Origin of the sequence: Enterococcus sp. 3G1_DIV0629, assembly GCF_002141285.1 — a bacterium.
Lineage (GTDB): Bacteria > Bacillota > Bacilli > Lactobacillales > Enterococcaceae > Enterococcus_B > Enterococcus_B lactis.
The window spans coordinates 17845-41554 of record NZ_NGLI01000005.1; the positions used below are offsets into that span (position 1 = coordinate 17845).

Genomic DNA, 23710 nt, shown 5'->3' on the forward strand with positions numbered 1-23710 from the left:
GGAGTGGATGATAATGAAACAGAAGGAAAAATTGCTGTTGAGATATTTGATTGATCACAGGAAGGAGTATGTCACCAGTCAACGTTTAGCTTCTGAATTGTTATTATCTGATCGGACAATCCGTAATTACTTGCAGCGGATCAAAGAGTTAGTAGAAAAAAACGGAGGTAAGATCATTGCTAAACCAGGTTATGGCTATCAACTGCACATTTTGCAGAGATTGACATTTGATCTGTTTTTGAGTCGGCAAGAAATAATACCCGGATATGCTAGAGAGCCTCAAGGATTTTATGAGTCGGAAGACCGACAAAAGTATATATTGAACCAACTGCTTTTGGAAGATGCCATTCTTTTTATGGATGATTTGGCAGAAGAGCTTTATATCAGTCGTTCTAGTTTGACAAAGGACATGCAAGAAATCAAAGAGCGATTGATTCCTTATTCACTAAAAATTGTTTCTAAGCATGGTCAAGGGATATGGATCGAAGGGGAAGAAAGAAATCGACGGCATTTTATCATGGATACTTTTTTCGGGAACCATTATGGGAATTCATTGAAAGAATATTTAGGACAAAGTCGCTTTTTCACAGACATCAGTTTTGAAGCGCTAGTGATCATCATTCTCGATGAAACAAGAGAAGCTAAGTTAAAAGTTTCTGATTTTATCATACAGAATTTGTCCTTACACTTGGCTTTGGGAATCAAACGTCTACGAGAAGGGTTTGAAATCAAGGAACTAGGTATCGAACAAGAAGTTTCTGATCGAGTAGAGTATCAAGTGGCGCAACGCATTGTTCAACGTATTGAGGTAATCGCAGATGTATCGTTTCCCCAAGAAGAAATAGCTTATTTGACTTTACACCTTATGGCTAAGTCAAATCATAGAGAAAATAAAAATGATCAGGAACTATCAAAGGAAGTAGCGATAGTTTTGAAACGATTGTCTCAGGAATTTTGTTTTTCATTAATAGAGGATCTCCAGCTTTTCAATGGACTGCTTGATCATTTGTCACCAATGATGATTCGATTGAGCCGAGGCATTCGCATTGAGAACCCATTAACTGAAGAGATAAAGAAAGAAAATCCCAAAGTTTTTGAAGCAGTAAAAACGCTTTTCAGCAACATGCCGGCTTTGAAAAACTATACCATCAATGAAGATGAATGGGCCTATTTGGCTTTGCATCTCATGGCGGCATTGGAAAAAGAAAGAGCTACGCATAAATTGCATGCGTTGATCATCTGCGCAACAGGCTATGGCAGTGCTCAATTATTAAAGAATCGTGTGATCAGCGAATTTGGAAAAAATATTACAGTGGTAAATGTAAAAGGCTATTATGAGATCAATGAAACAACTTTAAAAGGCATCGACCTGATTATTTCTTCTATTGATCTTTCGACAATGTTTTTTAAAATTCCAGTTTTACATGTCAGTATTTTTTTGAATGAAGATGATGTTCATAAAATACGAAAGGTAATTGGTGAATCCATACCCTATCATTCCTCAGATCGACCGATACCAGCATTTTCTCTACAGCAAAAAAAGCAGATTTACACCGAACAGCTGTCTGAAAAGTTTTTCAAGACTTATACGTACGAACCGAAAAAAGAAGAAGTTCTTCATGATTTGTTGCAGAAGCTGAGCATAAATGAAGAAGAAGGATATATAAGAGAAATGCGAAAGCAGATCCAGCAACGTGAAAGTATGGGACAAATCATATTCAGTGATACAGTGGCAGTCCCACATCCCGCTGTTCCAGTTGGAATCGAAACAAAGATAGCCGTTGCATTGATTCCTTCAGGGATGCAATGGAATCAGTATCAAGGAATCCATTTTGTTTTTCTAGTTTCGCCTTCTTATATCGAAAATGAAGGAATTACGGTCGTGACCAAAGCAATCGTTAGGTTAGTTGACCAGCTAAACGTGCAACAGGAAATCTTAGCTGAACCTATTTTTGAGAATTTCAGCAGTAAATTTATCAAACTGATCGAATAAGGAGGAAAACAGATGGCTGAAAAAATAAACAGTGAAACGCTACAAGTGACGTCTTTTGATATCATTTTTCATAGCGGAAATGCACGAACACTGATACATGAAGCATTTCGCTCGATGCGTAAGGAGATGTTTGAAGAAGTAGAAGAGAAGTTGCGACAAGCAAATGAAGAGATTCTTCATGCGCATCAATCACAAACTCAACTTCTGAAAGAATATGCTAGTGGGACAAAAATAGAAATGGAAATTATCATGGTCCATGCACAAGATCATCTGATGACGACGATGACATTATTGGAAGTTGCACAGGAAATGAATTATTTGTATCAAAAAAATAAATAGAAAGGAAGATTTATTGTGCAGGATACAGTAAAAAGGAAAATCGAATTAGAAAAAAAGCAACTTAGTTTGAAAAACATGTATTTCAATCGTTATCTGTTCGTACGCTATCTGACTGCCTTTTTCTTTTTCATGAACATGCAATGGATGATTCTGCTTCTATCAGCTAAAAGTTTAGGAAGCAGTTTACCAATAGTTCTACTTTTAGCTATTTTGCCTGCAGTAGGAGAACAAGTAAAGCTTTATCGAAAGCACCAAACGAATGTTCCATGGACAAAGCGGTATTTTTTGTTTCAGGGTGTCTGCAATATATTATTGATTCCAGTGTTGTTCACCTCAGGATTTACACTCTTGTATCCTTTTATGGCAAATAACAATAGAGGACAGCTATTTGTTTTCATTCTTGTTGTAAGCGGTATTTTTGTCAGTGTATTTATCCAGTATCGTTTAAAGAAAATTTCGCTCAATCATGATCAGCAGTATATCCGTATAAAACAATATGAAAAAGCGTTGTATTTAGGAAAGGAGAATAATTAATGTTTGATTTTTTGCAGAAATACCTGATGGGACCTATGGGGAAAATTGCGCAACTTAAAATCGTTCGGGCTGTCATGGCAGCGGGGATGGCTTCTATTCCTTTCACGATCGTAGGTTCGATGTTTTTGGTTTTGAATATTTTGCCATTACCGTTTCCATTTTTAGAAGGATTTTTTAATGCAACTTTTTTCAAAGTTAGTGACTTGTACATGATCGTCAATACAATGACGATGGGGATTTTATCTATTTACTTTGCCATTGTGTTTGCTTATGAATTAACGTCAATTGAACGAGATGAACAAAAGTTGAACGTTAATCCGCTCACGGGGGCATTACTATCTGTTTTTGCATTCTTTATGTGTATCCCTGAATTGATCATGACCGATGGTAAAATCAGCTTGATTGCTTCTATCAATGAGACAGAAACTGTAGTAAATGGGATACGGATAGGCTCTTTTGTCGAACGTTTAGGAACTTCAGGAATCTTTACAGCTATTATTATGTCGATCATTGCGGTCGAATTGTATTGTATGTGTGTCAAGAGAAATTGGGTCATAAAAATGCCAGATGTTGTTCCCCCAGGAGTTTCTCGTTCTTTCACCGCTCTGATCCCAACATTTGTCATTGCGTTTGTGGTGATGATCATCAATGGATTATTAGTTGCACTAGGAACGGATATTTTCAAAATGATTGCTATCCCATTTGGGTTTGTTACGCAACTGACGAATACGTGGCTTGGTGTCATGGTGATTTATTTCTTGATCCATGCATTGTGGATCGTAGGAATCCATGGAGCGAATATCATCACTTCTTTCTTGACCCCAATCGTATTAGCTAATATGGCAGCTAACGCACAAGGCGCAAATTATCCGTTGGCAGGAGAATTCAACAATTCTTATGTAACCGTTGGTGGATCAGGCGCGACCTTAGGATTGATCATCTTTATTGCATTTCTCGCGAAATCTGATCAGCTGAAAGTGTTAGGAAAAGCCTCTCTTGTACCAGGACTATTCAATATCAACGAACCAATTATTTTCGGGATGCCAATCGTCTACAATCCCTATTTAGCGGTTCCGTTTTTCTTAGCACCGATGGCTTCTGCTACACTCGCTTATTTTGCCATTCGGCTGGAAATCGTTAAACCGATGCTTGCACAGATGCCGTGGCCTTCACCAGTTGGAATTGGTGCATTTGTCGGCAGTGGGGGTGATTGGAAAGCGGCTGTGCTAGCTGTTTTTTGTGCAATCATCGCATTCATTATCTGGTTCCCATTTATTAAATTTTATGATAATAAATTATTGAATGAAGAAAGAGAAAAGGCAGCAGAATTAGCTAGTGAAAAGTCAGCTAACTGATTTCTAAGAAAATAGAGCGTGGGACAAAAGTAAAGAACACTTTTGTCTCACGCTCTAAACACGTATAAACGGCGGAAGCAGAAGCAACTCCTTCGGAAATAAGCTGAAATTCACAAAAATTTGAAAAGCAATTTTCGTGAATTTCAGCTTATTTCCGAAGGAGTTAAACGCTTCTGTCCCAGCCTCTATTTATTATAGTCAATATGATTCGAACGAAGTATCAAGGCAGAATACCGAGCGACTGAAGCAAACCTAGACATGTGAATATCAGATAAACGACTAGAAAAAATAGAGCAACCCTTCCGCCTAAGCGCGCGAAAAACTTAGTCTGATGCTTCCGACTCATCAAGTAAGAAAAAAGTAGCAGTAACCATCCAACAATCGATGCATCAACTGGCAAATGGAGATTTCTAAAAATAACAGCCCCCATTTTGCCACTTTGCAAATTCAAAGTTAGAAAAATGACAGAAAAAAGAGAAAGAAAAAAGATACCGTTTGCTAAGTTGAAAAATTTTTTCATAATAACCACCTTTATATTATTGAAAAAATAATAAACATATAGAAAAAATAGGAATAATAAAATATAATTAAAGTATACTAATTAATTAGTATAAATACTATAAATTTTGGAGGTTTTATTATGAAAAATAGTTTTTTTAAAGCTATTGTATTAACAACGTTTGTTTCAATTAATTTAGGGATGGGACCTGTAGTAAAAGCCCAAGAGGTTCAATTTGATACTCAGCAAAGTATGTCTTCAGAAATGCTGTCTAATTTAGAATTAGAAATGAATGAAAAAATTGCGCTTGATTTAAACAAATTTATTAGTGAGAATAAACTAAAAGTAACGATAGAAAATCCGACCGTAGAAATAAATGAAAACGTTATCTATAAAGGATATAATGAAGAAATAATAAAAGATAAAATTAGTGAAGATATAGAGCAATTTAAAGAAAATTTATATGAAATGACTTTAAACACAGAAAAGACAGATGCAGAAAAGAAAATCATAAATAATGGGAGTTATTATACTGCTCGAGTATGGTCTGGAGTTCCAGCAATAGGGCATGGTTACATAAATCAGGACTTTAGAGTAACTATTTCAGGCGGACGTGTGATAAGTACTAATTTTTTGGGGTCAAGTTATTCTAGCGGATTCTTAATAGGAACATGGTCACATAATCGTTCTTGGGCTGAAAATCGAGGAGGAGGAACTTTGTTGGACATATATATGAGAGGAACGTTGCGATATGGCATAGGAGATTTTTCATATAATTATCCGGCAACTTTTCTTGATAATTGTAGAGTCAGTGGTAACAGGCTAGTAAATGTTTAAAACAAAAGACATAGACGGGACGCCATGAAAAGTTTTCTTTTCATGGCGTCCCGTCTACTAGAATATAAATAACATTATTATTCAATCAACCGCTTCACGATTGCATAATCCCCTTCATAAGGTTCATCTACACCATTGATTTTTTGATAGGGATCAACCCCTTTTCCCGCAATGACGACTGAATCCTGCGGAGCACTTTCTGCTAAAGCACGTCGAATCGCTTCAGGACGGTCCATTTCATAATGAACGATCAATTCTGGATTAGTAATTGCTTCATTGATTTCTTCCGCGATTTTTTGCGGATCTTCAAATGCTGGGTCATCTGCCGTCAAAAAGGCAACGTCAGCTGTTTCTGATAGCACTTTTCCAAAATCATGTCGACGGGAGATTGCTTTGTTTCCTGGGCTGCCTAATACAACAATTACACGACCATCTGGATGTTCATTTTTGGCAAATTCCAGCAATGTTTTCAAACTTAGATAATTATGTGCGTAGTCCACATAGACATGCGCCCCATTTGATTGGATCAATTGATCCATTCGGCCTGGTACACGAGCTTCTTTTAATCCGGCTTGTGCATCTTGACTGGAAGCACCTGTTAGTGCTGCGGCAATGATCGCACTGGCTGCATTTTCTTGATTGAATCCTCCGGCCAGCAAAATATCATAAGCAGTATCGCAGATAGCTAAGTGATCTTGACGAGAAGATAAAGTAAACCCGTGGTTACCTTTGTCTGAATGAATCACTTGATAATTGCTTTCTTCCGAACGACCATAAGTGATCGTTGGGATCTGGAATAGATCGGCGGTTTCTTTAAGCAAATCAAAATAGTCACTTTCGTGATTCAAAACAACTGTTTTTGAGTTTAAGATCAATTGACGCTTGCAATAGAAATAGTCATCAAATGTCGGATGTTCGATCGGACTGATATGGTCAGGCGAGATATTCAAGAAGATTCCTACATCTAAAGTCAACCCGTACACACGTTGTGTTTTGTAAGCTTGGGAAGAAACTTCCATCACTAAATGAGTCATACCATTTTCAACTGCTTCTGCCATCATACGATATAAATCTAATGACTCAGGCGTTGTTAAATGGGATTTGAAATACGTTTTGCCATCTAGCGTTGTATTCATCGTAGAAAGCAATGCAGTTTTTTTATTCGTTGTGTGATCCAAGATTGCTTTAGTAAAGTACGCAGCAGTTGTTTTACCTTTTGTTCCAGTGAATCCAATCACTTTCAATTTATTTTGTGGATAGTCGTAAAAGGCCATAGCAAGAAGTGCCATTGCTTTACGGATATCCGTCACAATGATTCCTACTGCTGAATTTTCGTATGGCTGCTCTGATACGTAATATTGGATACCTTGTTTGATCGCTGAATCCAAATATTCTTCTTTGAAATTCATTCCTTTACAGAAAAACAGAGTAGAAGCATCAGCTTTTCTTGAATCATAACTTAACTGAAGAAATTCAGCTTTTTCTGGTACATCAAGATGCCAGCCTTTTGTTGAAACAAATTCTTTTAATAGATGTTCTTTTAATAGTAAATGACGGATGTCTTCTAAAGAGAAGCTCATTGATTGATCCCTCGCTTCATTCAATTTCTTGGTTTATTATAGCACACTCTTTTCAATATATCGTTTGATTCCGCTATGACAAAATCCAGCTTTATTCAAATTTTCTTGACACAGGGGACAAGCGGATGAGTATTTTCATAAACAATGAACTGACTGTAATAGATAGGAGAACGAACAGTGTTTCCCACAATCCAAAAACATAATAATTCAAAAAGACGATAAAGCTATTCGTAAGTAACAGTCCTTGCGGCATTGGAAGTCGAAAAAATTTGTGAAAAATAATTGGCGGTATCGTTATCCCGCCATTTGAGGCTCCGACGGTGTACAATGTGTAAACGCCAAGACTGAACAAAAGACTTCCTGAAATCAGTGAGAAGAAATGAGAGGAGAGCATTTCCACTTTTGGAACGATTTCTAAAACAACAGGAAAAAGCAGACTTCCCGCTACAGTTTTAAAAAATATTGATTTTCCTAATAGAATAGCGGCTAGAAGCAGCATCATAAGATTGATGCTCCAAACAGTAACTGAACGTTGGATAGAAAAGGCCGTTTCAACTAAATGTCCAATTGCGCCCACTCCGGCGGAAGCTATATCGTGAGGGAGCAAGAACCAATTCAATCCAACTGTGATAAAGAAAAGACCTAAAAATATAACGGGTAGTTTTTTTATTTCTTGTGTCATTGATATCTCCTATAAATGTTAGCCATAAAAGGCTGTATATTTCTTTACTTTACCAAAAAAACGAAACCGAATTCAAAAAAACATTCGTTCTTATAAAAGTTATATAAAATCGATTGCCAGTTTCTGTTTTACCAATTAAAATGATAGTAATGTTTTGTAGAAAGTTGGAATCTGACCGATGGATAATCAAAGAAAACCAGCATTAGATCAATTATCACCGCAAGAAAAAATGGCACGAGGCTCTGCCTGGATGACCGCCAGTAATATCATTTCAAGGTTGCTAGGAGCTGTCTATATCATTCCTTGGTATGCTTGGATGGGCGAAAATGCTAAGGCTGCCAATGGATTATTCAATATGGGGTACAATATATATGCATTATTTCTACTAATCTCTACAGCAGGAATACCCGCGGCGATCGCAAAACAAACCGCGCGATATAATTCGTTGAATGAATATGGCACTTCACGACGATTATTCATCCGTGCATTACAGATGATGGGCGGGTTAGGTCTTTTGTTCGCTTTGTTCATGTACATCGCCTCTCCTTGGCTAGCTCATGCTTCTGGTGGCGGAGAAGAACTGATTCCAACGATGCGTTCTTTGAGTATCGCTGTATTGGTTTTTCCTTGTATGAGTGTGATACGAGGGTATTTTCAAGGGAACCAAGAGATGATGCCTTATGCGCTGTCGCAGATCGTCGAACAAGTTGCACGTATTTTTTATATGCTGTTGGCTACATTCATCATCATGAAAGTCATGAATGGCGATTATGTGACGGCGGTCACGCAATCAACTTTCGCGGCATTTATCGGTATGCTAGCAAGTATCCTTGTCCTTTTGTATTTTTTGAAGAAACATCAAGCGTATACATCTGCATTTATCCACTACAGCGAAAACAAAGTAAATATTGCAACGAAGGAATTGTTGTTAGATACCATTAAAGAAGCAATACCGTTTATTATCGTTGGTTCAGGGGTAACAATCTTCAAATTAGTCGATCAATTCACTTTTATGAGGATCATGTCCGCATCTACTGAATATTCCAATGCACAGTTGCTAGATCTTTTTTCGATTTTTAGTGCCAATCCAGATAAGTTGACGATGGTAGTTATCGCATTGGCAACATCGATCGCGTCTACCGGGTTACCGTTGATTACAGAAGCTGTTACGTTGAAAGATCGAGTAGGACTGGCAAAATTGACGAGCGGAAATTTACAACTGTTTTCATTTTTTATGTTTCCAGCGACATTTGGTGTCATGTTACTTGCCTATCCGCTAAACACATTATTTTATACACCAGATTCTTTAGGAAGCAATGTACTGATCCAAGCAAGTTTTGTAGGACTCTTCTTAGGGTTATATATGCTAGTTTCCAACATGCTGCAAGGAATGTTTGAAAACAGGGCGGCAATCAGTTATTTGGTTGTTGGATTTCTGGTGAAACTACTTCTTCAATATCCAGCCATTCGTTTATTTGAAGTGTATGGCCCTTTATTAGCGACAATGCTCGGGTTTGCTGTGTCTTGTACCTTGATCTTAAAGAGGATCCATGAAGTAGCTCGCTTTAAACCAAGTTTTGTCTGGCGTAGGACATTACTGATCTTTATTCTTACCTTGATTATGCTTTTTGCTTCGTGGATCACAAAGATGATTTTTGGGACTTTCTTAAATGAAGATAGCAAATTCCAGTCTCTATTATTGATTCTTGCAGTAGCAGGCATAGGGGCATTGGTGTACGGTTATTTAGCTTTGAAAATCCGTTTGGCAGAAAGACTACTAGGACCAGGAATAGCGCGTTTACGACACAAATTAAAAATAAAATAAGTGAATGGGAAGAGCAGAATCAATGCTCTTTTGAAATGGAGGAAACGCATGCGTTTAGATAAATTTTTAGCAGATATGGGACTCGGTAGCCGCAAAGAAGTCAAAGGATTGATCAAAAAAGGAACGATTGAAGTCAATGGACAAGTGGTCAAAAGCGATAAAGCGCAAGTAAACGAGTTTGAAGATACGGTTACTTATTTAGGAGAAATCATTGCGTATCAAAAAGATTTTTATTATATTTTGCATAAACCTGCAGGAGTCATTTCTGCTACTCAGGATAATCATGATCAAACCGTAATCGATTTGTTGGAAGACCAGGATTATCGGGAAGATCTTTTTCCAGTTGGCCGATTGGATAAAGACACGGAAGGCCTCCTGATTTTAACGAATGATGGGGTATTTGCCCATCAGTTATTATCACCAAAAAAACACGTGGAGAAAGAATATCTAGCTGAGGTTAGCGGTATAATGACAGAAGAAGATATCCATTTATTTGCAGAAGGACTGATTATGGATGGCGATGAGCAGACATTGCCGGCAAAACTCCAAATTGATCAAGTAGATCAAGAGTCAGAAACTTCAATTATCCGTCTGATTTTGCATGAAGGGAAGTTTCACCAAGTCAAGCGAATGGTCAAAGCAGTAGGAAAAGAAGTCTTATATTTAAAAAGAATCCGTATGGGGAATTTTTGGCTTCCTAAAGATTTGAATAAAGGGCAGTATCGCCCCATGACCAAAGAAGAGCTAGAACAAGTGAGAGAAAAATAAGTGAATGGACAGCTAAAAGAATAAGCATTGTAGTTGTAGCGCCATCTGAAAAGCAGACTTGTCCGTCTGACTTTTGGATGGCTTTTTTGTGAAGGAAAGCAAAGATTAAGCGTAGAGGTTGTAATAGAAGTGGTCAGCTTCAAGAAATAAGAAGGAATTGACGAAAATTGCTTCTCAAATTTTTGTAAAATTTCGGCTTATTTCCGTAGAAGCTACTTCTGGAACACTGTTTGTTCAGAATAAGGGACTGTGACAAGACTTTTGTCACAGTCCCCATTGTTCCTTGTGACTCAGAGTTAGATAGTAAGGTCACGATCTCCCTAATACTCAGGACAAAACGCTGAATTCACAACCTCTGATAAACGGTGTTCTCCTGTCAACTCCTCGGTCACAAGTTATAATATTCATAAAATATGAGGAGCTATTTTGGTTTGGCTGTTCTTATTGCTTGATGCAGGGCAGCTTTTTCACAACCTCTGATAAACGGTGTTCAATCAGCTGACCCTCGGTATTAGCTCAAAAAACGGCAAAATATGAGGAGCTATTTTGCCGTTTGTTTCTCTAATACTCAGGACAAAACGCTGATTTCACGACCTCTTGGTAAACGGTGTTCAATCAGCTGACCTTCGGTATTAGCTCAAAAAACGGTAAAATATGAGAAACTATTTTTCCGTTTTTTTCTCTAATACTCAGGACAAAACGCTGAATTCACAACCTCTCCTATACTTTGTTTCATTTTCCCTATACTTTGTTTATTTATTCTCATTATTGAAAGCGCTATAATTACGTTGCGAATGAATCGAAAGGGGTTTTTAGATGAAAAAACGAAAGGGGTTCAATCATTTTTTTATGAATCTATGGCGTTATAAAGCACTTGTCCTGATGGCTGTACCGGGTATGCTTTGGATGCTTTTTTTCTTTTACATACCTGTAATGGCGAATGTCGTAGCATTCAAAAATTTTCATATTTCAGCAGATGGGTTCTTGGCTAGCCTGAGGGAAAGTCCTTGGGTGGGTTGGGAAAATTTCAAATTTTTATTTTCTTCGGACCAAGCATTTCTCATCACTAAAAATACAATTTTATATAATGTAACATTTATCCTTTTAAATCTGCTCATTTCAGTCGTATTTGCAATCATTATGAGCGAGTTGAGAAATAAACGACTTGTTAAAGTTTATCAAACGATGTCCTTGCTCCCTTATTTTCTATCTTGGGTCATTATCAGTTACTTCGTTTACGCCTTTTTAAGTCCCGACAAAGGAATATTCAACCAGTGGATTACTGGACACGGAGGAGAATCTGTCAATTGGTATAATGAACCGAAATATTGGCCATTTATCTTAGTGTTCATCGGTACATGGAAAGGGATTGGTTATAACAGCATCATTTACTTTGCATCTGTTATGGGAATCGATCCGACTTATTATGAAGCTGCTATGGTTGATGGAGCTAGCAAATGGCAGCAAATCAAACATGTGACGATACCACAACTGATTCCATTGATGACGATTTTAACGATTTTAGCCGTAGGAAACATTTTTCGAGCTGATTTTGGCCTGTTTTATAACATTCCTAGGAATTCCGGTGCATTGTACGATGTGACTCAAGTTTTGGATACGTATATCTACAATGGGCTGACGTCCACAGGAGATTTTGGTATGACGGCTGCTGCAGGACTTTATCAATCAGTTGTCGGTTTTGTCTTATTGATGATCACAAATACGGTCGCCCGTCGTTTTGATAGCGACTCTGCATTATTCTAAGGAGGAAAAAAATGAAAAAAAAGAAAGTGGAGAGAGTCCAAGTCCGTTCTTTCAATAAGACGACCAATTTTTTCTCTAATATAATGATTGCACTCTTTGCTATTTCCTGTATTTTGCCATTTATATTTGTTATTGCCATCTCTTTTACCGATGAGTCCATATTGTCGACGCACGGGTACAGTTTTTGGCCAGAAAAATTCAGTCTATTTGGTTATACGTACTTGTTCGATCAGATGCAGGATAAAATTTTCCAAGCGCTTTATGTTACTATGCTTGTCACTGTTTTAGGTACACTGATCAATAGCACGGCTACTTCTTTATATGCTTATGCGATTTCGCGGTCAAATTTTCCATTCCGTCGTTTTTTTACCGTTTTTTGTTTGATTACGATGTTGTTCTCACCCGGTATGGTAGCTAATTATCTTGTTATGACAAATCTTCTCCAGTTAAAAGATACGATTTGGGCATTGATCTTGCCAATGGCTGTCAGCCCCTTCAATATTATTGTGATGCGCACATTCTTTAAACGTTCGGTCTCTGATTCGATTATTGAATCGGCGCGGATCGACGGAGCTAGCGAACTTCGAATATTCGTTCAAATCGTTTTACCGTTAGCTGTTCCTGGTATCGCGACAATCAGCTTATTTGCCGCATTGGGTTACTGGAATGACTGGTTTAATGCTTTACTATACATTCAAGATGATAAGCTGGTTCCACTACAGTATCTTTTGATGAAAATCCAAAGTAATATTCAATATCTGACGCAAAATTCAGGAGCAGGAAGCCAATTGACAGGTGGGCTAGCTTCAGTTCCAGGAGAATCCGCCAGAATGGCGATCGTAGTTATCTCTACGTTGCCTATTGCGATCAGCTATCCATTTTTCCAGAAACATTTTGTCAAAGGTCTAACGATCGGTGGAGTAAAAGAATAAAGAAAAAAATATAAATCATAAAACTAGGAGGAAGAAAAATGAAGTTATGGAAGAAACTAGCCTTTACAGGTGTTTCAGTATTGTTGGTAGGTACATTAGCGGCATGCGGAGGTTCTGGTTCTAAAGAGAAAGCAGAAGCTAGCAATTCGGACACTTTGCAGATGTATCAAATCGGCGATAAACCGGATAATTTCGATCAATTGATGGAAGTGGCAAACAAACGAATCGAAAAAGAGATCGGTGCAAAAGTCAATATCAATTACATTGGTTGGGGCGATTACGAAAAGAAAATGAACGTCATCATTTCTTCCGGAGAAAATTACGATATCGCCTTTGCGAACAACTATGTTTCCAATGCTCAAAAAGGAGCCTTTGCTGATTTGACTGAATTAGCGCCCAAGTATGCTGAAAAAGCGTATAATGATTTAGACGAAGCTTATATCAAAGGAAATTTGGTGAATGGGAAATTATATGCCTTTCCAGTAAATGGAAATGTCTTTGCTCAACAAGTACTTACTTTTAACAAAGCTTTACTAGATAAATATGATCTTTCAATTGATGGAATCCAATCTTACGCTGATGCAGAAAAAGTTTTGAAGGAATTCCATGAAAAAGAACCAAACACGGCCGCTTTTGCGATTGGACAAGGATTCAAAGTCCAAGGAAACTTTGACTATCCTTTAGGGAACACTTTACCATTTGCTATTGATCTGGATGGAGATGATTCAAAAATCATCAATCAATACGACAATGAAACGTATATCGGACTGTTGCGTACGATGCATAGCTGGTACAAACAAGGACTCATTCCAAGTGACGCTGCAACGAGTAATAAGGACTATCCACTAGAAGGAAATACTTGGCTGATGCGTGGAGAAACACAAGGACCCTATGATTATGGCGACACGATTTTGACAAATGCAGCAAAACAAGAACTAGTTTCAAAAGCAATTACTGTTCCATTGAAATCTACAGCTCAAGCACAAATGGCAAATTTTGTCGTATCCAATACTTCAAAAAATAAAGAAAAATCAGTAGAACTTCTAGGGCTGATTAACAGTGATCCAGAATTATTGAATGGACTTGTTTGGGGAATCGAAGGAGAAGCATGGGAAAAAGTCGATGGTTCAGAGGATAAAATCAAATTGCTAGATGGTTATCAGCCAAACACACATATGTCTGCTTGGAATACAGGAAACAATAAGATTCTATATACACAAGAGTCCATTACGGATGACATGATTGCCAAACGCGACCAATCGATTGCTGAAGCAGAAACTTCACCGATTTTAGGATTCAGCTTCAACACGGACAGTGTGAAAACAGAATTAAGTAATATTTCAAATGTCATGAACCAGTATTTGGATGGATTGAATACAGGAACTGTTGATCCAGATGAAACATTGCCGAAATTAAAAGAAGCTTTAGATAAAGCTGGTTATGACAAGGTATTAAAAGAAATGCAAAAACAATATGACGAGTTTCGACAAGAACAATAATGAATAAAGACAAAGAGGTTGTGACAAAAACGTGTCGCAACCTCTTGTTCCGAATAAACGGTGTTCAAAAGCCAGTTTCTCGGTATTAAGCTAAATTTATGTAAAAATGTGGAAAGCCATATTTACAAAATTTTTCTTACTACTCGAAACTAAGCGGCTATTTCACAACCTCTTGGTAAACGGTGTTCAATCAGCTGCCCCTCGGTATTCGCTCACAAAACGGCAAAATATGAGGAACTTTTTTTTCGTTTGTTTCTCTAATACTCAGACCAAGGTGCTGATTGCCCAACCTTTTTTGTATAATGAGAAAGTAGAAACTTAATGTTTGGAGGAGAAGATATGTTAGGGAAGGTTTTGGAAGAGTTATTTATCCGGATGTGGGTCGTTATAAAACTAACCTTATATTTCTGGATATATACGTTTGTCGGCGGAATCATCTTTGGATTAGGTACAGCATGGAAAACAGTCAATGAATTATTTTATTTATATGGATTCGAGTATAAAGAAATCACGTTAAAAAGAGGCTGGAATATATATAAAAGAAATTTTTTAAGAGGAAATCTGCTATTTGGTTTATTTTTATCTAGTACTGCTTTATTGAGCTACAATCTATATCTATCTGTTCAAATCAAAGGGCTCATTTTTTTAGCTATTGATTTTATTTTGCTTTTTGCCTTATTTTGCCTATTTGCTACTTATCAATACAGTATGATTTTAGACAGTGAATATACGATCTCTATTCCTAATCTACTAAAGCTGAGTTTTATTTCGGTTTTTTCCAGCTTTTCGTCTTTTCTAAAAACAATTATTGGTAGCGGTGTAATTATAGCTGTGACTTGGCAATTCAAAGGATTGATCCTATTTGGTGTCATTGGTCTTTTGACGGTTTGGAATGGTACGATGACGAAACAGTGGCGTGAAGAGTTAGATAAACAGTTGGAAAGTTATGAATAGGATCCGGATTCTATTTTCAAAAGGAACCTTACTGAATCGGCTGTTAAGGAAATATGCGGTTATCATGATTGGTGTAACGATGACTGCTACTATTATTTTTAGTGTCCATACGTGGGATCAAAACCAAAAGCAGGCAGAAAACATGACAAGTGATGCCGTTCAAAGTACAAGCAGAATGCTGAATGACAAAACAACTTTGAGTAGGATCATTAAAAACCAACTCGTCGGTGATTCCGAAAAAATTGAAAATGTCACTACCTACTTAACAAAACCCATAGATCAGTATTTGATGTATGTATATGAGCAGCAAAACAGCACCGACGAATTAGTTTCTTTCCCAAATCAAATCAAAGATCTTTATATAAATTATGAAGAACTAAGTGCGGTATATATCGTGTTGAATCAGCTACCGGAGTATTATGAATCCTCTAGAGAAAACAAAGGCGGAGAAGTAAAAGCAGGAACACCAAAATTACTAGATGCCTTTTATATCAAGTTGCCTATCACACAAGGAGGAGCTGAGTCAGGCAGTATTTTTATCGGTTTCCAAAAGAAAGAGCTAGATACGATTTTAGAGAATCTAACGTCATTCAATGGACTCTCTTTATACATGATTTCTGGCACGACAAATCGATTGTATACGTTCCATGATAATAAAATAGCTAAAGAAACGTTTGGAAAACAAGAAACGATTATCTCAGAGAGTCTTCAGAAAAATTCACAATTGCCAATTGCTAATCTGAGAAAAAATAATTTTATCCAACATCAAGAACTGTCGGATGATTACCGAATATTAGCTGTATTAGATAAAAAAAGCGTAAAAATCGAAACGGGGAAAAACCTTGCACCGCTGATTGTCGGTATCATTGTTTTAGACAGTATATTGCTTATCTTTCTTTATAAAACATTCAAACGATATTCACAGCAAATATCCATCGTCATGCGGGCAATGGAGCAAACGGCAGCAGGGAATTTAGAAACACGGATTGATACAACAAAAACGGAATATGAACTAAAGGAACTTTCAATCGGTATCAACGAAATGTTGGATAGCATCAATCAATTTGTCGAAGACATCTACAAACTAGAAATCAAACAGCAAGATGCACATATGCGGGCGCTTCAAGCACAGATCAATCCGCATTTTTTATACAATACATTAGAATATATCCGAATGTATGCAATCAGCGAAGGAAGCGAAGAATTAGCAGATGTTGTATACGCTTTTTCCGCCTTGCTCCGAAACAACACAAATCAAGAGAAGACGATCTCTTTGAAAGAAGAACTGGACTTTTGCGAAAAATATGTCTATTTATATCAAATGCGTTATCCTAATCGAGTGGCCTATCATTTTATGATCGATCCTGATTTAGAAAAAATCGAAGTACCCAAATTTGTGATTCAACCATTAGTTGAAAATTATTTTAAACATGGTATTGATTTTACTCGATTTGATAATGCCCTAAGTGTCAAAGTCTTACAGGAAGACAAGAGGGTTAGGATTATCGTCAAAGATAATGGAAGAGGGATGACTGAAAAACGGCTAAAACAGGTGGAAGAAAAACTGTCTCATCCCAAAGTGGAACTTCACGAATCAATCGGTCTGCAAAACGTGAATGAACGTTTACGTGCCAATTTCGGCAGCAGTTATTACATGTCGCTTGAGAATAATGAGACAGGTGGACTGACTGTTTCTATTACATTCAAGGAGGGGTGAACATGTATCAGGTGTTATTGGTAGATGATGAATATATGATTTTGAATGGGTTGAAAAAGATAATTGATTGGAAAAGTTTAGGTTTTCAAATAGCAGCAACAGCGGAGAATGCCAAAGAAGGACTATCTGTCCTTGAACAACAGCGGATTGATCTAGTGGTAACGGATGTGACGATGCCAGAAATAAACGGACTGGAATTTATTGAAGCGGCTCAAAAAGAACATCATAATTTTGAATTTATGATTTTGTCCGGGTACCAAGAATTTGATTATTTGAAAGGAGGCATGCAATTAGGCGCGGTGAATTATTTGATGAAACCCGTGAATAAGTTCGAATTGATTGAAAGCCTCAAGAAAATAAAAACACGGTTAGACCAGCAAAATGAACAAAAAAATCAGCAAGAAATCTATCAGGAACTATTATTCAGTCAATGGTTGAATGAAGAGTTAGATGAGGCAAGTGAAGAAGAAATAATAGGACAAATCAGTGAGAAACAGCATAGAATAGTATTGATCCAATTATCAAGAATTCATGATCCTCTTATCAATACATGGTTGAAAGAACACCAGCCAATGTTTTACTATCAAAGAAATTACGGAGACCGTATATTGATTACGCTGTTGTTGGAGGCAGACGAAGTTGATGGATTCTGCTGTTTTATCCAAGAAAACATTCCTGATCAGGAATGGCTGATCAGTATCGGGGAAGAGACAGATTCGTCGGACAAGATCCCTGAAACATTTCAACAAGCAAAAGACAATCTACAGTTGCATCAATTTTATGGAGATAAAAACGAGCATGTTTTTTATGCAGTACAAGCAACAACAAAAGGGCAAACCATCGATTTTTCAAATTTCAGACGTGTGTTGCAAAATAAACGATTGGATGTTGCCCAAAAAATGATCACTGATTTTTTCGAACAATTTCAATTAGCAGCCATGATGCCGGAAGACATCCGGTACTCCAGCTTTTTACTGTTTATGGAGATTCAACGGGAATTGATTGATCTAGAAGATGAGGAATATTTACAAGGAATCGAAAAAATTCATCAGGCAAAAACGGTGCAAGAACTCCACCAGCTACTTCTGTCGTTCGTCCAAAAGCACCAGAGACAGAAAAAATACAGTGGCAATGTAGAAAAAGTAATCGAAATCCTGCATCAGCATTATCAAGAACCACTTACACTCAAAGAAGTGTCAGAAAGTTTGCATTTAAATGTCATGTATTTAGGACAGTTGTTCAAAAAAGAAACGAAAAAAAGTTTTTCAGCTTATTTGAACCATTTACGTATGGAAAAAGCAAAGCAGCTGCTTTTGCACAGTAATCAAAACGTCAATGAAATAGCAAGTGAGATTGGCTACAACAATACCACGTATTTCTCTAAATTATTCAAGAAGATTGTCGGCAGATCCCCTAAGGAGTATCGGGAAAAGAGAGGAAAATCCTAAAAGAAGGAGCGTATGGAATGAATCAATGTTCAAAAGTTTGTCTAGAAAGCTAACTTTTGAGAGTTCTTATTACTTGAGGCAGGGCAGCTTTTTCACAACCACTGAATCAGCTAACCCTCAGTATTAGCTCAACAAACGGCAAAATATGAGGAACTATTTTGCCGTTTGTTTCTCTAACACTCAGGTCAAAACGCTGATTTTACAACCTCTCAATAAACGGTGTTCAAAAGCTTGCATCTGCGGTAATAAGCCCAACCAAACGAAAAATATGAGGAGCTATTTTTGCTTGGCTGTTCTTATTACTTGATGCAGGACAGCTTTTTCACATCCTCTTGTTAGTTATCGTTTGATAAGGAAAAAGGCAAATCTTTTGATCGATACTTCTTAGGATGAGGGACGATACCTAATTGGTAAGAGATCTTGCCGCCTTTCAGCAAATCTTGATGGGTAAAATATAATTTCGTATATTCTTTGTCCATCCGATTGATTTTATGGATAAATTGCTGTTGTGGCCGATTAGGAGTGGCTTCAATCGTCAATTCCTTTCCATTTGACAAAAGCACAACAGCCTTGTCCATTAAAGGCATACCGATAACATATTCACCGGTTCCTGGTGTGACAGGATAGAATCCCAGACTATTGAAGATATACCAAGCAGCCATACTTCCGTTGTCCTCATCTCCAGGGTAACCCGTTGAAGAATCGTCGAAGGTTTGAGTCATCAATTGTTTAAGCAATGGCTGTGCCATTTCGGGTTGTCCAATATAGCTGAACAAGTATGGGTAATGAAAACTTGGCTGATTGGAGATAGCTAACTGCCCAAATTCTATCGCAGCCATCTCGCTCATTTCATGAATCTCAAAACCATATCCTCCTGTTTCAAATGTCGGAGACTGATTGCACAAATCAATGAGTCTTTCTTTGAATCTCTCACTGCCGCCATATTTTTCGATCAACCCTGCAAAATCATGATAAACAGCAAAGCTGCTTTGCCAAGCACTGCCTTCTGCATAATCTTGTCCCCAACGATGAGCAGAAAATGGTTCTCTGAATTTGCCATTTTTATCTTTGGAACGCATCCATCCTGTCTCATAGTCAAAAATATTTTGATAGTTCAATGATCGTTGCTGATATTTTTTCACCGTTTCATCCTCTGCTAGTACTTTGGCAACTTGACTAATACAAAAGTCGCTGTAAGCATAATCTAGCGTATGATTGACCGATTCATGGTAGTGATTAGGAACATAGCCGTATGTCAAGTAATCATCTGTCCCTTGTCGTCCATAATTTGGATGATTACTTTGAACTGTAGCGCCTTTCTTCATTGCTGTTAGAAATTCCTGCATCAAGTCTGGCCGAATACCTTTTACAGCAGCATCTGCAATGACTGCATCAATCAATGTCCCAGGCATTAGTCCACGTTCGTCAGGAGACAGCCATTTTGGCAAATAGCCACTTTCTCTATAGCTGTTCAAAAAACCTTCCAGTATTTCTTCGTACTTTTCTACAGCAATCAAAGAATAAAGAGGATAAACCGTTTTATACGTATCCCAAAACCCATTATTTGTATAGAGAACACCAGGTTTCACAGATCGGCTAGTCGTATCATAGTGGATTTTTTGCCCACTAGGATCCATTTCATAAAATGTTTGCGGAAATAAAAACACCCGATATAAATTATGATAAAACGTCCGCAATTGTTGTTGATCATGGTGTGTGAGCTGTATACGATCAAAATAGGATTGCCATTGTTTCTGGCTGTTAGTAAGGTAAGTCTCTTTGCTTTGATTTTGTTCTAGTTCCAGGTTATAAGCTGCTTGTTCCGGGCTGATAAAAGATGTCCCAAATCGGATGGTTTGTTTTTTTGTCTGTTCAAAATACAACGGGATCGAATCGCTATTTTTGTTGGAAACAGCTAGCTCATCAATTGTTAAAGGATATTCAAATCTCAATATAAAATAAAAAGAAAAATCAGGATCTTCTGAACCAGCAAAATGTGTGATTTTTCCTTCCACTGTGTAAGGATCTATAACAAAGAGCTGATGACGTCCCGGAAAGGATAAAAGTAAACCGCTATCATTTCTGCTGTAATCAATAGATAAGATTCCGCCATACATACTGGGTATCAATGTAGAACGGATGCCATAACGCAATTGACGGATCGACAGATGAGTCGGACAAAATATACTTTCTTCTGGGCGGTAAGAACTTTGAGCATGAAAAAGAGTATTTTCCTGTAATTTACCATTGATTGGCGTGAGCAGCATATGACTGAAATCGCCCATCCAAGGACTTGGCTGGTGGGTAAGTCGATAACCTTGAAAAACACGGTCCTCAGGATGAAACCACCAGCTGCCGTTTTGATCGGTCGTTTGCGGTGCAAAATAATTCATCCCAAAAGGAACGCCAGTGTAAGGCTGGCAGTTCCCGTTAGAAAAATTTGGCTGATTAGCTGTGCCATGTCTAGTATCTATTTGACCGATATTCATTTTATTTCTCCTTTGTTGATTGTCTTTTGATAAATGAAACTGGAAATTTGCTGTCGGAAGGACGTTCGTTTGTCTCTAACCAAGTAATCAAAGACTCTCCAGCAAGCTTGCCTAACTGTTCAAAATCTTGTGCAATGGTTGTTAACGGTGGATCAACAAGAGCGGCTGCTTGGATATCATCAAATCCGATGATTGAAAAATCTTCAGGAACATGATAATCATGCTGTCTCAAGAAATTCATCGTCTGGATAGCGACAACATCGTTTTCGCAAACAAAAGCGGTCACTTCATACTTAGTGATATAAGAAAGCAATTCATCGAATGTCGCGCTTTTGTCATCCAGCGAAGTGTGAAAAGCCAAACCAGCTTTGTCCAATGCTTCAAGGTAACCAAGGTAACGCTGACGTACGGATTGTGGATGAGTCTGTGCACCAAATAAATAAGCGATTTTTGAATGTCCCTGTTCGATCAAATGAGAAGTAGCGAGCACACCACCTTGGAAGTTGTCGGAAAGCACGGTAGGAAAAGGCAATTCATAGATTTTTTTATCCAATATGATAACAGGGAATTCCTTTAATGAAAGCTCAAAAAGCAAGTCAAGATGCTGTTCTGTATCAAAGGCATAATAAATCAATCCATCAAATTCATGGATGAGTTCTTTTGCCGTTTTATTTTGTAAAAAATCATGTGTCGTCATCATGACATCCATCTGTTTATCCTGCATCACAGGATTCAATCCCTTGGTAAAATCACCAACAGATAAATCAGCGACATATGGAAGAAGAAACAAAATCCGCCGTGTTTTTGTAGGAGAAGGAAGCATCTGCTCCGGAGAAGCTGATTTAACAAAACTGCCTTTCCCACGTACGCGATAAATCAGCCCTAATTGCTCTAATTCAGTCAATGCACGTTTGGAAGTGATTCTGCTTACTTTATAAGTATGGGAAAGTTCCTTTTCAGTTGGTAGTTGGCTATCCACAGGTAATTCACCAGTTAAAATAGCCGTTTGCAAATCATTAAATATTGTCTGGTACAATGGTTGATTCATATAAACACCTCTTAATGATATATCATATTTAAATAATACCATAATAGATGAAAAAGTAAATAAAAAGTTATTTTTTTGAAAGCGTAGACATAGAATGTCACAAGAGGTATAATCTTTAAAGATATATCAAATGAAAAGAGGAGATTTTTATGGTTTATAAAGATATACCAAAGTCGGTGCAAAAATTTATGGATGATATCACACAAAAATGCGGGAAAACCCATGCGGACTGGGCAATGAATTTTACAGCAGCATTTGCCAACACATTATTGACAACAGTCAAAAAGCAAAATGACGGTACTACTTTTTTATTGACAGGAGACATTCCTGCAATGTGGTTGCGAGATTCTACTGCACAAGTTCGTCCTTATTTAGTGATTGCAAAAGAAGATGAGGAACTAGCTGACATGATTAGTGGGTTGGTCAAAAAGCAATTTTTTTATATCAACATCGATCCATATGCGAATGCCTTCAATGAAGAAGCGAACGGTGCGGGACACCAAACAGATCACACAAAAATGAACGATTGGATCTGGGAAAGAAAATATGAAATTGATTCTTTATGCTACCCGATACAGTTGGCCTATCTTCTTTACAAAAATACAGGAAAAACGGACCAATTCAACCCAACTTTTATTGAAGGGATCAAAAAAATCTTAGGCGTGTTCGAAACAGAGCAGGATCATGAACACTCTCCTTATACATTTATACGAGATACGACAAGAAAAGAAGATACGCTGATCAATGCCGGACGAGGAGCCAAAACAACTTTTACAGGTATGACATGGTCTGGGTTCCGTCCTAGCGATGATGCTTGCCGTTACGGATATCTGGTACCATCCAATATGTTTGCGGTGGTCGTGTTAGGTTATGTGGAAGAAATTTTCCAAACGATACTCGATGATAAAGAAATTGTACAGAAAGCACAAATATTGAAGAAAGAGATCCAAGAAGGCATCCAAAATCACGGACGGACGGTTAATCAAAAAGGGCAAACGATTTATGCATACGAAGTAGATGGAATGGGTAATGCGACGGTCATGGATGACAGTAATGTGCCCAATTTGATCGCGGCACCTTATTTGGGTTACTGTTCGGAACAAGAGGAAGATTATCTTCAAACAAGAAGAACATTGTTGAGTAAAGAGAATCCATATTTTTATGAAGGAAAATACGCAAAAGGAATTGGTTCTTCTCATACGCCAAAAGAGTATGTTTGGCCGATTGCATTAGCTATGGAAGGAATGACAACACCAGATAAATCTGAAAAAGAACGGCTATTGAATTTGCTTGTGGCAACTGATGCAGGAACACATCTTATGCACGAAGGATTTGATGTGAACAATCCTGAAAATTATACGAGAGAATGGTTTTCTTGGGCAAATATGATGTTTTGCGAATTAGTCATGGATTACTTTGATATTCGAGTAGAAAAATAGGAGGTACT

The 23710-nt window shown here is 37.6% G+C and carries 19 protein-coding genes; 14 read left to right on the forward strand and 5 right to left on the reverse strand.

From position 1 onward, the window contains the following. Positions 1 to 13 precede the first annotated feature (13 nt). The 4 genes from A5816_RS15300 to celB are packed head-to-tail and all read left to right on the forward strand — an operon-like array spanning position 14 to position 4221. A complete protein-coding gene (locus A5816_RS15300; RefSeq protein ID WP_086311695.1) occupies positions 14 to 1993 on the forward strand; it encodes a transcription antiterminator in 1980 nt (659 codons plus the stop codon). A 12-nt stretch (positions 1994 to 2005) separates the two neighbouring features. After that, positions 2006 to 2332, forward strand: coding sequence for a PTS cellobiose transporter subunit IIA (locus tag A5816_RS15305; RefSeq protein WP_002285954.1), 327 nt, complete (start codon positions 2006 to 2008; stop codon positions 2330 to 2332). 15 nt (positions 2333 to 2347) lie between these two features. Further along, a complete protein-coding gene (locus tag A5816_RS15310) occupies positions 2348 to 2866 on the forward strand; it encodes a hypothetical protein (protein ID WP_086311696.1) in 519 nt (172 codons plus the stop codon). Then, positions 2866 to 4221: a PTS cellobiose transporter subunit IIC gene (gene celB / locus A5816_RS15315; RefSeq protein WP_086311697.1), complete on the forward strand. Its 1356-nt coding sequence runs from the start codon at positions 2866 to 2868 to the stop codon at positions 4219 to 4221. Before A5816_RS15310 ends, celB begins: the two co-directional genes overlap by 1 nt. Before the next feature lie 220 nt (positions 4222 to 4441). Here the strand turns inward: celB and A5816_RS15320 are convergent, their stop codons facing one another. Then, positions 4442 to 4741: a hypothetical protein gene (locus A5816_RS15320; RefSeq protein WP_086311698.1), complete on the reverse strand. Its 300-nt coding sequence runs from the start codon at positions 4739 to 4741 to the stop codon at positions 4442 to 4444. Positions 4742 to 4861: 120 nt separating this feature from the next. On the opposite strand from A5816_RS15320, the gene A5816_RS16620 reads away from it, so the two are divergent. Next, entirely contained in the window at positions 4862 to 5557 is a 696-nt protein-coding gene (locus A5816_RS16620) for a hypothetical protein (RefSeq protein WP_256926106.1), read from the forward strand. A 77-nt stretch (positions 5558 to 5634) separates the two neighbouring features. Here A5816_RS16620 and A5816_RS15330 read toward each other — a convergent pair whose 3' ends face one another. Together A5816_RS15330 and A5816_RS15335 are read right to left on the reverse strand one after the other, a co-directional pair. Next, positions 5635 to 7137 (reverse strand): UDP-N-acetylmuramoyl-L-alanyl-D-glutamate--L-lysine ligase, encoded by a 1503-nt coding sequence (locus tag A5816_RS15330; RefSeq protein ID WP_002374169.1) that lies wholly within the window; start codon positions 7135 to 7137, stop codon positions 5635 to 5637. A gap of 91 nt (positions 7138 to 7228) precedes the next feature. Then, complete coding sequence (locus A5816_RS15335) at positions 7229 to 7819, reverse strand: YitT family protein (RefSeq protein ID WP_002374172.1); 591 nt, start codon at positions 7817 to 7819, stop codon at positions 7229 to 7231. Positions 7820 to 7997: 178 nt separating this feature from the next. Between A5816_RS15335 and A5816_RS15340 the strand changes: the two genes are divergently transcribed. From A5816_RS15340 to A5816_RS15380, 8 genes are all read left to right on the forward strand, one after another. Next, entirely contained in the window at positions 7998 to 9644 is a 1647-nt protein-coding gene (locus A5816_RS15340; RefSeq protein WP_002310827.1) for a polysaccharide biosynthesis protein, read from the forward strand. Positions 9645 to 9692: 48 nt separating this feature from the next. Beyond that, entirely contained in the window at positions 9693 to 10412 is a 720-nt protein-coding gene (locus A5816_RS15345; RefSeq protein WP_086311699.1) for a pseudouridine synthase, read from the forward strand. 816 nt (positions 10413 to 11228) lie between these two features. Next, positions 11229 to 12176, forward strand: coding sequence for a sugar ABC transporter permease (locus tag A5816_RS15350; protein ID WP_086311700.1), 948 nt, complete (start codon positions 11229 to 11231; stop codon positions 12174 to 12176). Positions 12177 to 12187: 11 nt separating this feature from the next. Continuing rightward, entirely contained in the window at positions 12188 to 13108 is a 921-nt protein-coding gene (locus A5816_RS15355; RefSeq protein WP_002374176.1) for a carbohydrate ABC transporter permease, read from the forward strand. Positions 13109 to 13146: 38 nt separating this feature from the next. Beyond that, complete coding sequence (locus A5816_RS15360) at positions 13147 to 14607, forward strand: ABC transporter substrate-binding protein (RefSeq protein ID WP_002374178.1); 1461 nt, start codon at positions 13147 to 13149, stop codon at positions 14605 to 14607. Between the two features lie 339 nt (positions 14608 to 14946). Beyond that, a complete protein-coding gene (locus A5816_RS15370; RefSeq protein WP_086311719.1) occupies positions 14947 to 15561 on the forward strand; it encodes a YesL family protein in 615 nt (204 codons plus the stop codon). Continuing rightward, complete coding sequence (locus tag A5816_RS15375) at positions 15554 to 17278, forward strand: sensor histidine kinase (protein WP_086311702.1); 1725 nt, start codon at positions 15554 to 15556, stop codon at positions 17276 to 17278. The genes A5816_RS15370 and A5816_RS15375 overlap by 8 nt, the downstream gene beginning before the upstream one ends. Positions 17279 to 17280: 2 nt before the next feature. Next, complete coding sequence (locus A5816_RS15380) at positions 17281 to 18726, forward strand: response regulator transcription factor (RefSeq protein WP_086311703.1); 1446 nt, start codon at positions 17281 to 17283, stop codon at positions 18724 to 18726. A gap of 335 nt (positions 18727 to 19061) precedes the next feature. On the opposite strand, the gene A5816_RS15395 is transcribed toward A5816_RS15380, so the two are convergent. Both A5816_RS15395 and A5816_RS15400 read right to left on the reverse strand, forming a co-directional pair. Continuing rightward, positions 19062 to 21215, reverse strand: coding sequence for a GH92 family glycosyl hydrolase (locus tag A5816_RS15395; RefSeq protein WP_086311704.1), 2154 nt, complete (start codon positions 21213 to 21215; stop codon positions 19062 to 19064). A 1-nt stretch (position 21216) separates the two neighbouring features. Next, positions 21217 to 22263, reverse strand: a complete 1047-nt coding sequence (locus A5816_RS15400; RefSeq protein WP_086311705.1) for a substrate-binding domain-containing protein — start codon at positions 22261 to 22263, stop codon at positions 21217 to 21219. Positions 22264 to 22412: 149 nt separating this feature from the next. Here A5816_RS15400 and A5816_RS15405 point away from each other — a divergent pair, with 149 nt between their 5' ends. Further along, positions 22413 to 23702: a glycoside hydrolase family 125 protein gene (locus tag A5816_RS15405; protein WP_086311706.1), complete on the forward strand. Its 1290-nt coding sequence runs from the start codon at positions 22413 to 22415 to the stop codon at positions 23700 to 23702. Positions 23703 to 23710 lie beyond the last annotated feature (8 nt).

Coding starts and splice junctions, on each gene's coding strand:
- A5816_RS15300 (WP_086311695.1), top strand. CDS start 14: ATGAAACAGAAGGAAAAATTGCTGTTGAGATATTTGATTGATCACAGG.
- A5816_RS15305 (WP_002285954.1), top strand. CDS start 2,006: ATGGCTGAAAAAATAAACAGTGAAACGCTACAAGTGACGTCTTTTGAT.
- celB (WP_086311697.1), top strand. CDS start 2,866: ATGTTTGATTTTTTGCAGAAATACCTGATGGGACCTATGGGGAAAATT.
- A5816_RS15320 (WP_086311698.1), bottom strand. CDS start 4,741: ATGAAAAAATTTTTCAACTTAGCAAACGGTATCTTTTTTCTTTCTCTT.
- A5816_RS16620 (WP_256926106.1), top strand. CDS start 4,862: ATGAAAAATAGTTTTTTTAAAGCTATTGTATTAACAACGTTTGTTTCA.
- A5816_RS15330 (WP_002374169.1), bottom strand. CDS start 7,137: ATGAGCTTCTCTTTAGAAGACATCCGTCATTTACTATTAAAAGAACAT.
- A5816_RS15335 (WP_002374172.1), bottom strand. CDS start 7,819: ATGACACAAGAAATAAAAAAACTACCCGTTATATTTTTAGGTCTTTTC.
- A5816_RS15340 (WP_002310827.1), top strand. CDS start 7,998: ATGGATAATCAAAGAAAACCAGCATTAGATCAATTATCACCGCAAGAA.
- A5816_RS15345 (WP_086311699.1), top strand. CDS start 9,693: ATGCGTTTAGATAAATTTTTAGCAGATATGGGACTCGGTAGCCGCAAA.
- A5816_RS15350 (WP_086311700.1), top strand. CDS start 11,229: ATGAAAAAACGAAAGGGGTTCAATCATTTTTTTATGAATCTATGGCGT.
- A5816_RS15355 (WP_002374176.1), top strand. CDS start 12,188: ATGAAAAAAAAGAAAGTGGAGAGAGTCCAAGTCCGTTCTTTCAATAAG.
- A5816_RS15360 (WP_002374178.1), top strand. CDS start 13,147: ATGAAGTTATGGAAGAAACTAGCCTTTACAGGTGTTTCAGTATTGTTG.
- A5816_RS15370 (WP_086311719.1), top strand. CDS start 14,947: ATGTTAGGGAAGGTTTTGGAAGAGTTATTTATCCGGATGTGGGTCGTT.
- A5816_RS15375 (WP_086311702.1), top strand. CDS start 15,554: ATGAATAGGATCCGGATTCTATTTTCAAAAGGAACCTTACTGAATCGG.
- A5816_RS15380 (WP_086311703.1), top strand. CDS start 17,281: ATGTATCAGGTGTTATTGGTAGATGATGAATATATGATTTTGAATGGG.
- A5816_RS15395 (WP_086311704.1), bottom strand. CDS start 21,215: ATGAATATCGGTCAAATAGATACTAGACATGGCACAGCTAATCAGCCA.
- A5816_RS15400 (WP_086311705.1), bottom strand. CDS start 22,263: ATGAATCAACCATTGTACCAGACAATATTTAATGATTTGCAAACGGCT.
- A5816_RS15405 (WP_086311706.1), top strand. CDS start 22,413: ATGGTTTATAAAGATATACCAAAGTCGGTGCAAAAATTTATGGATGAT.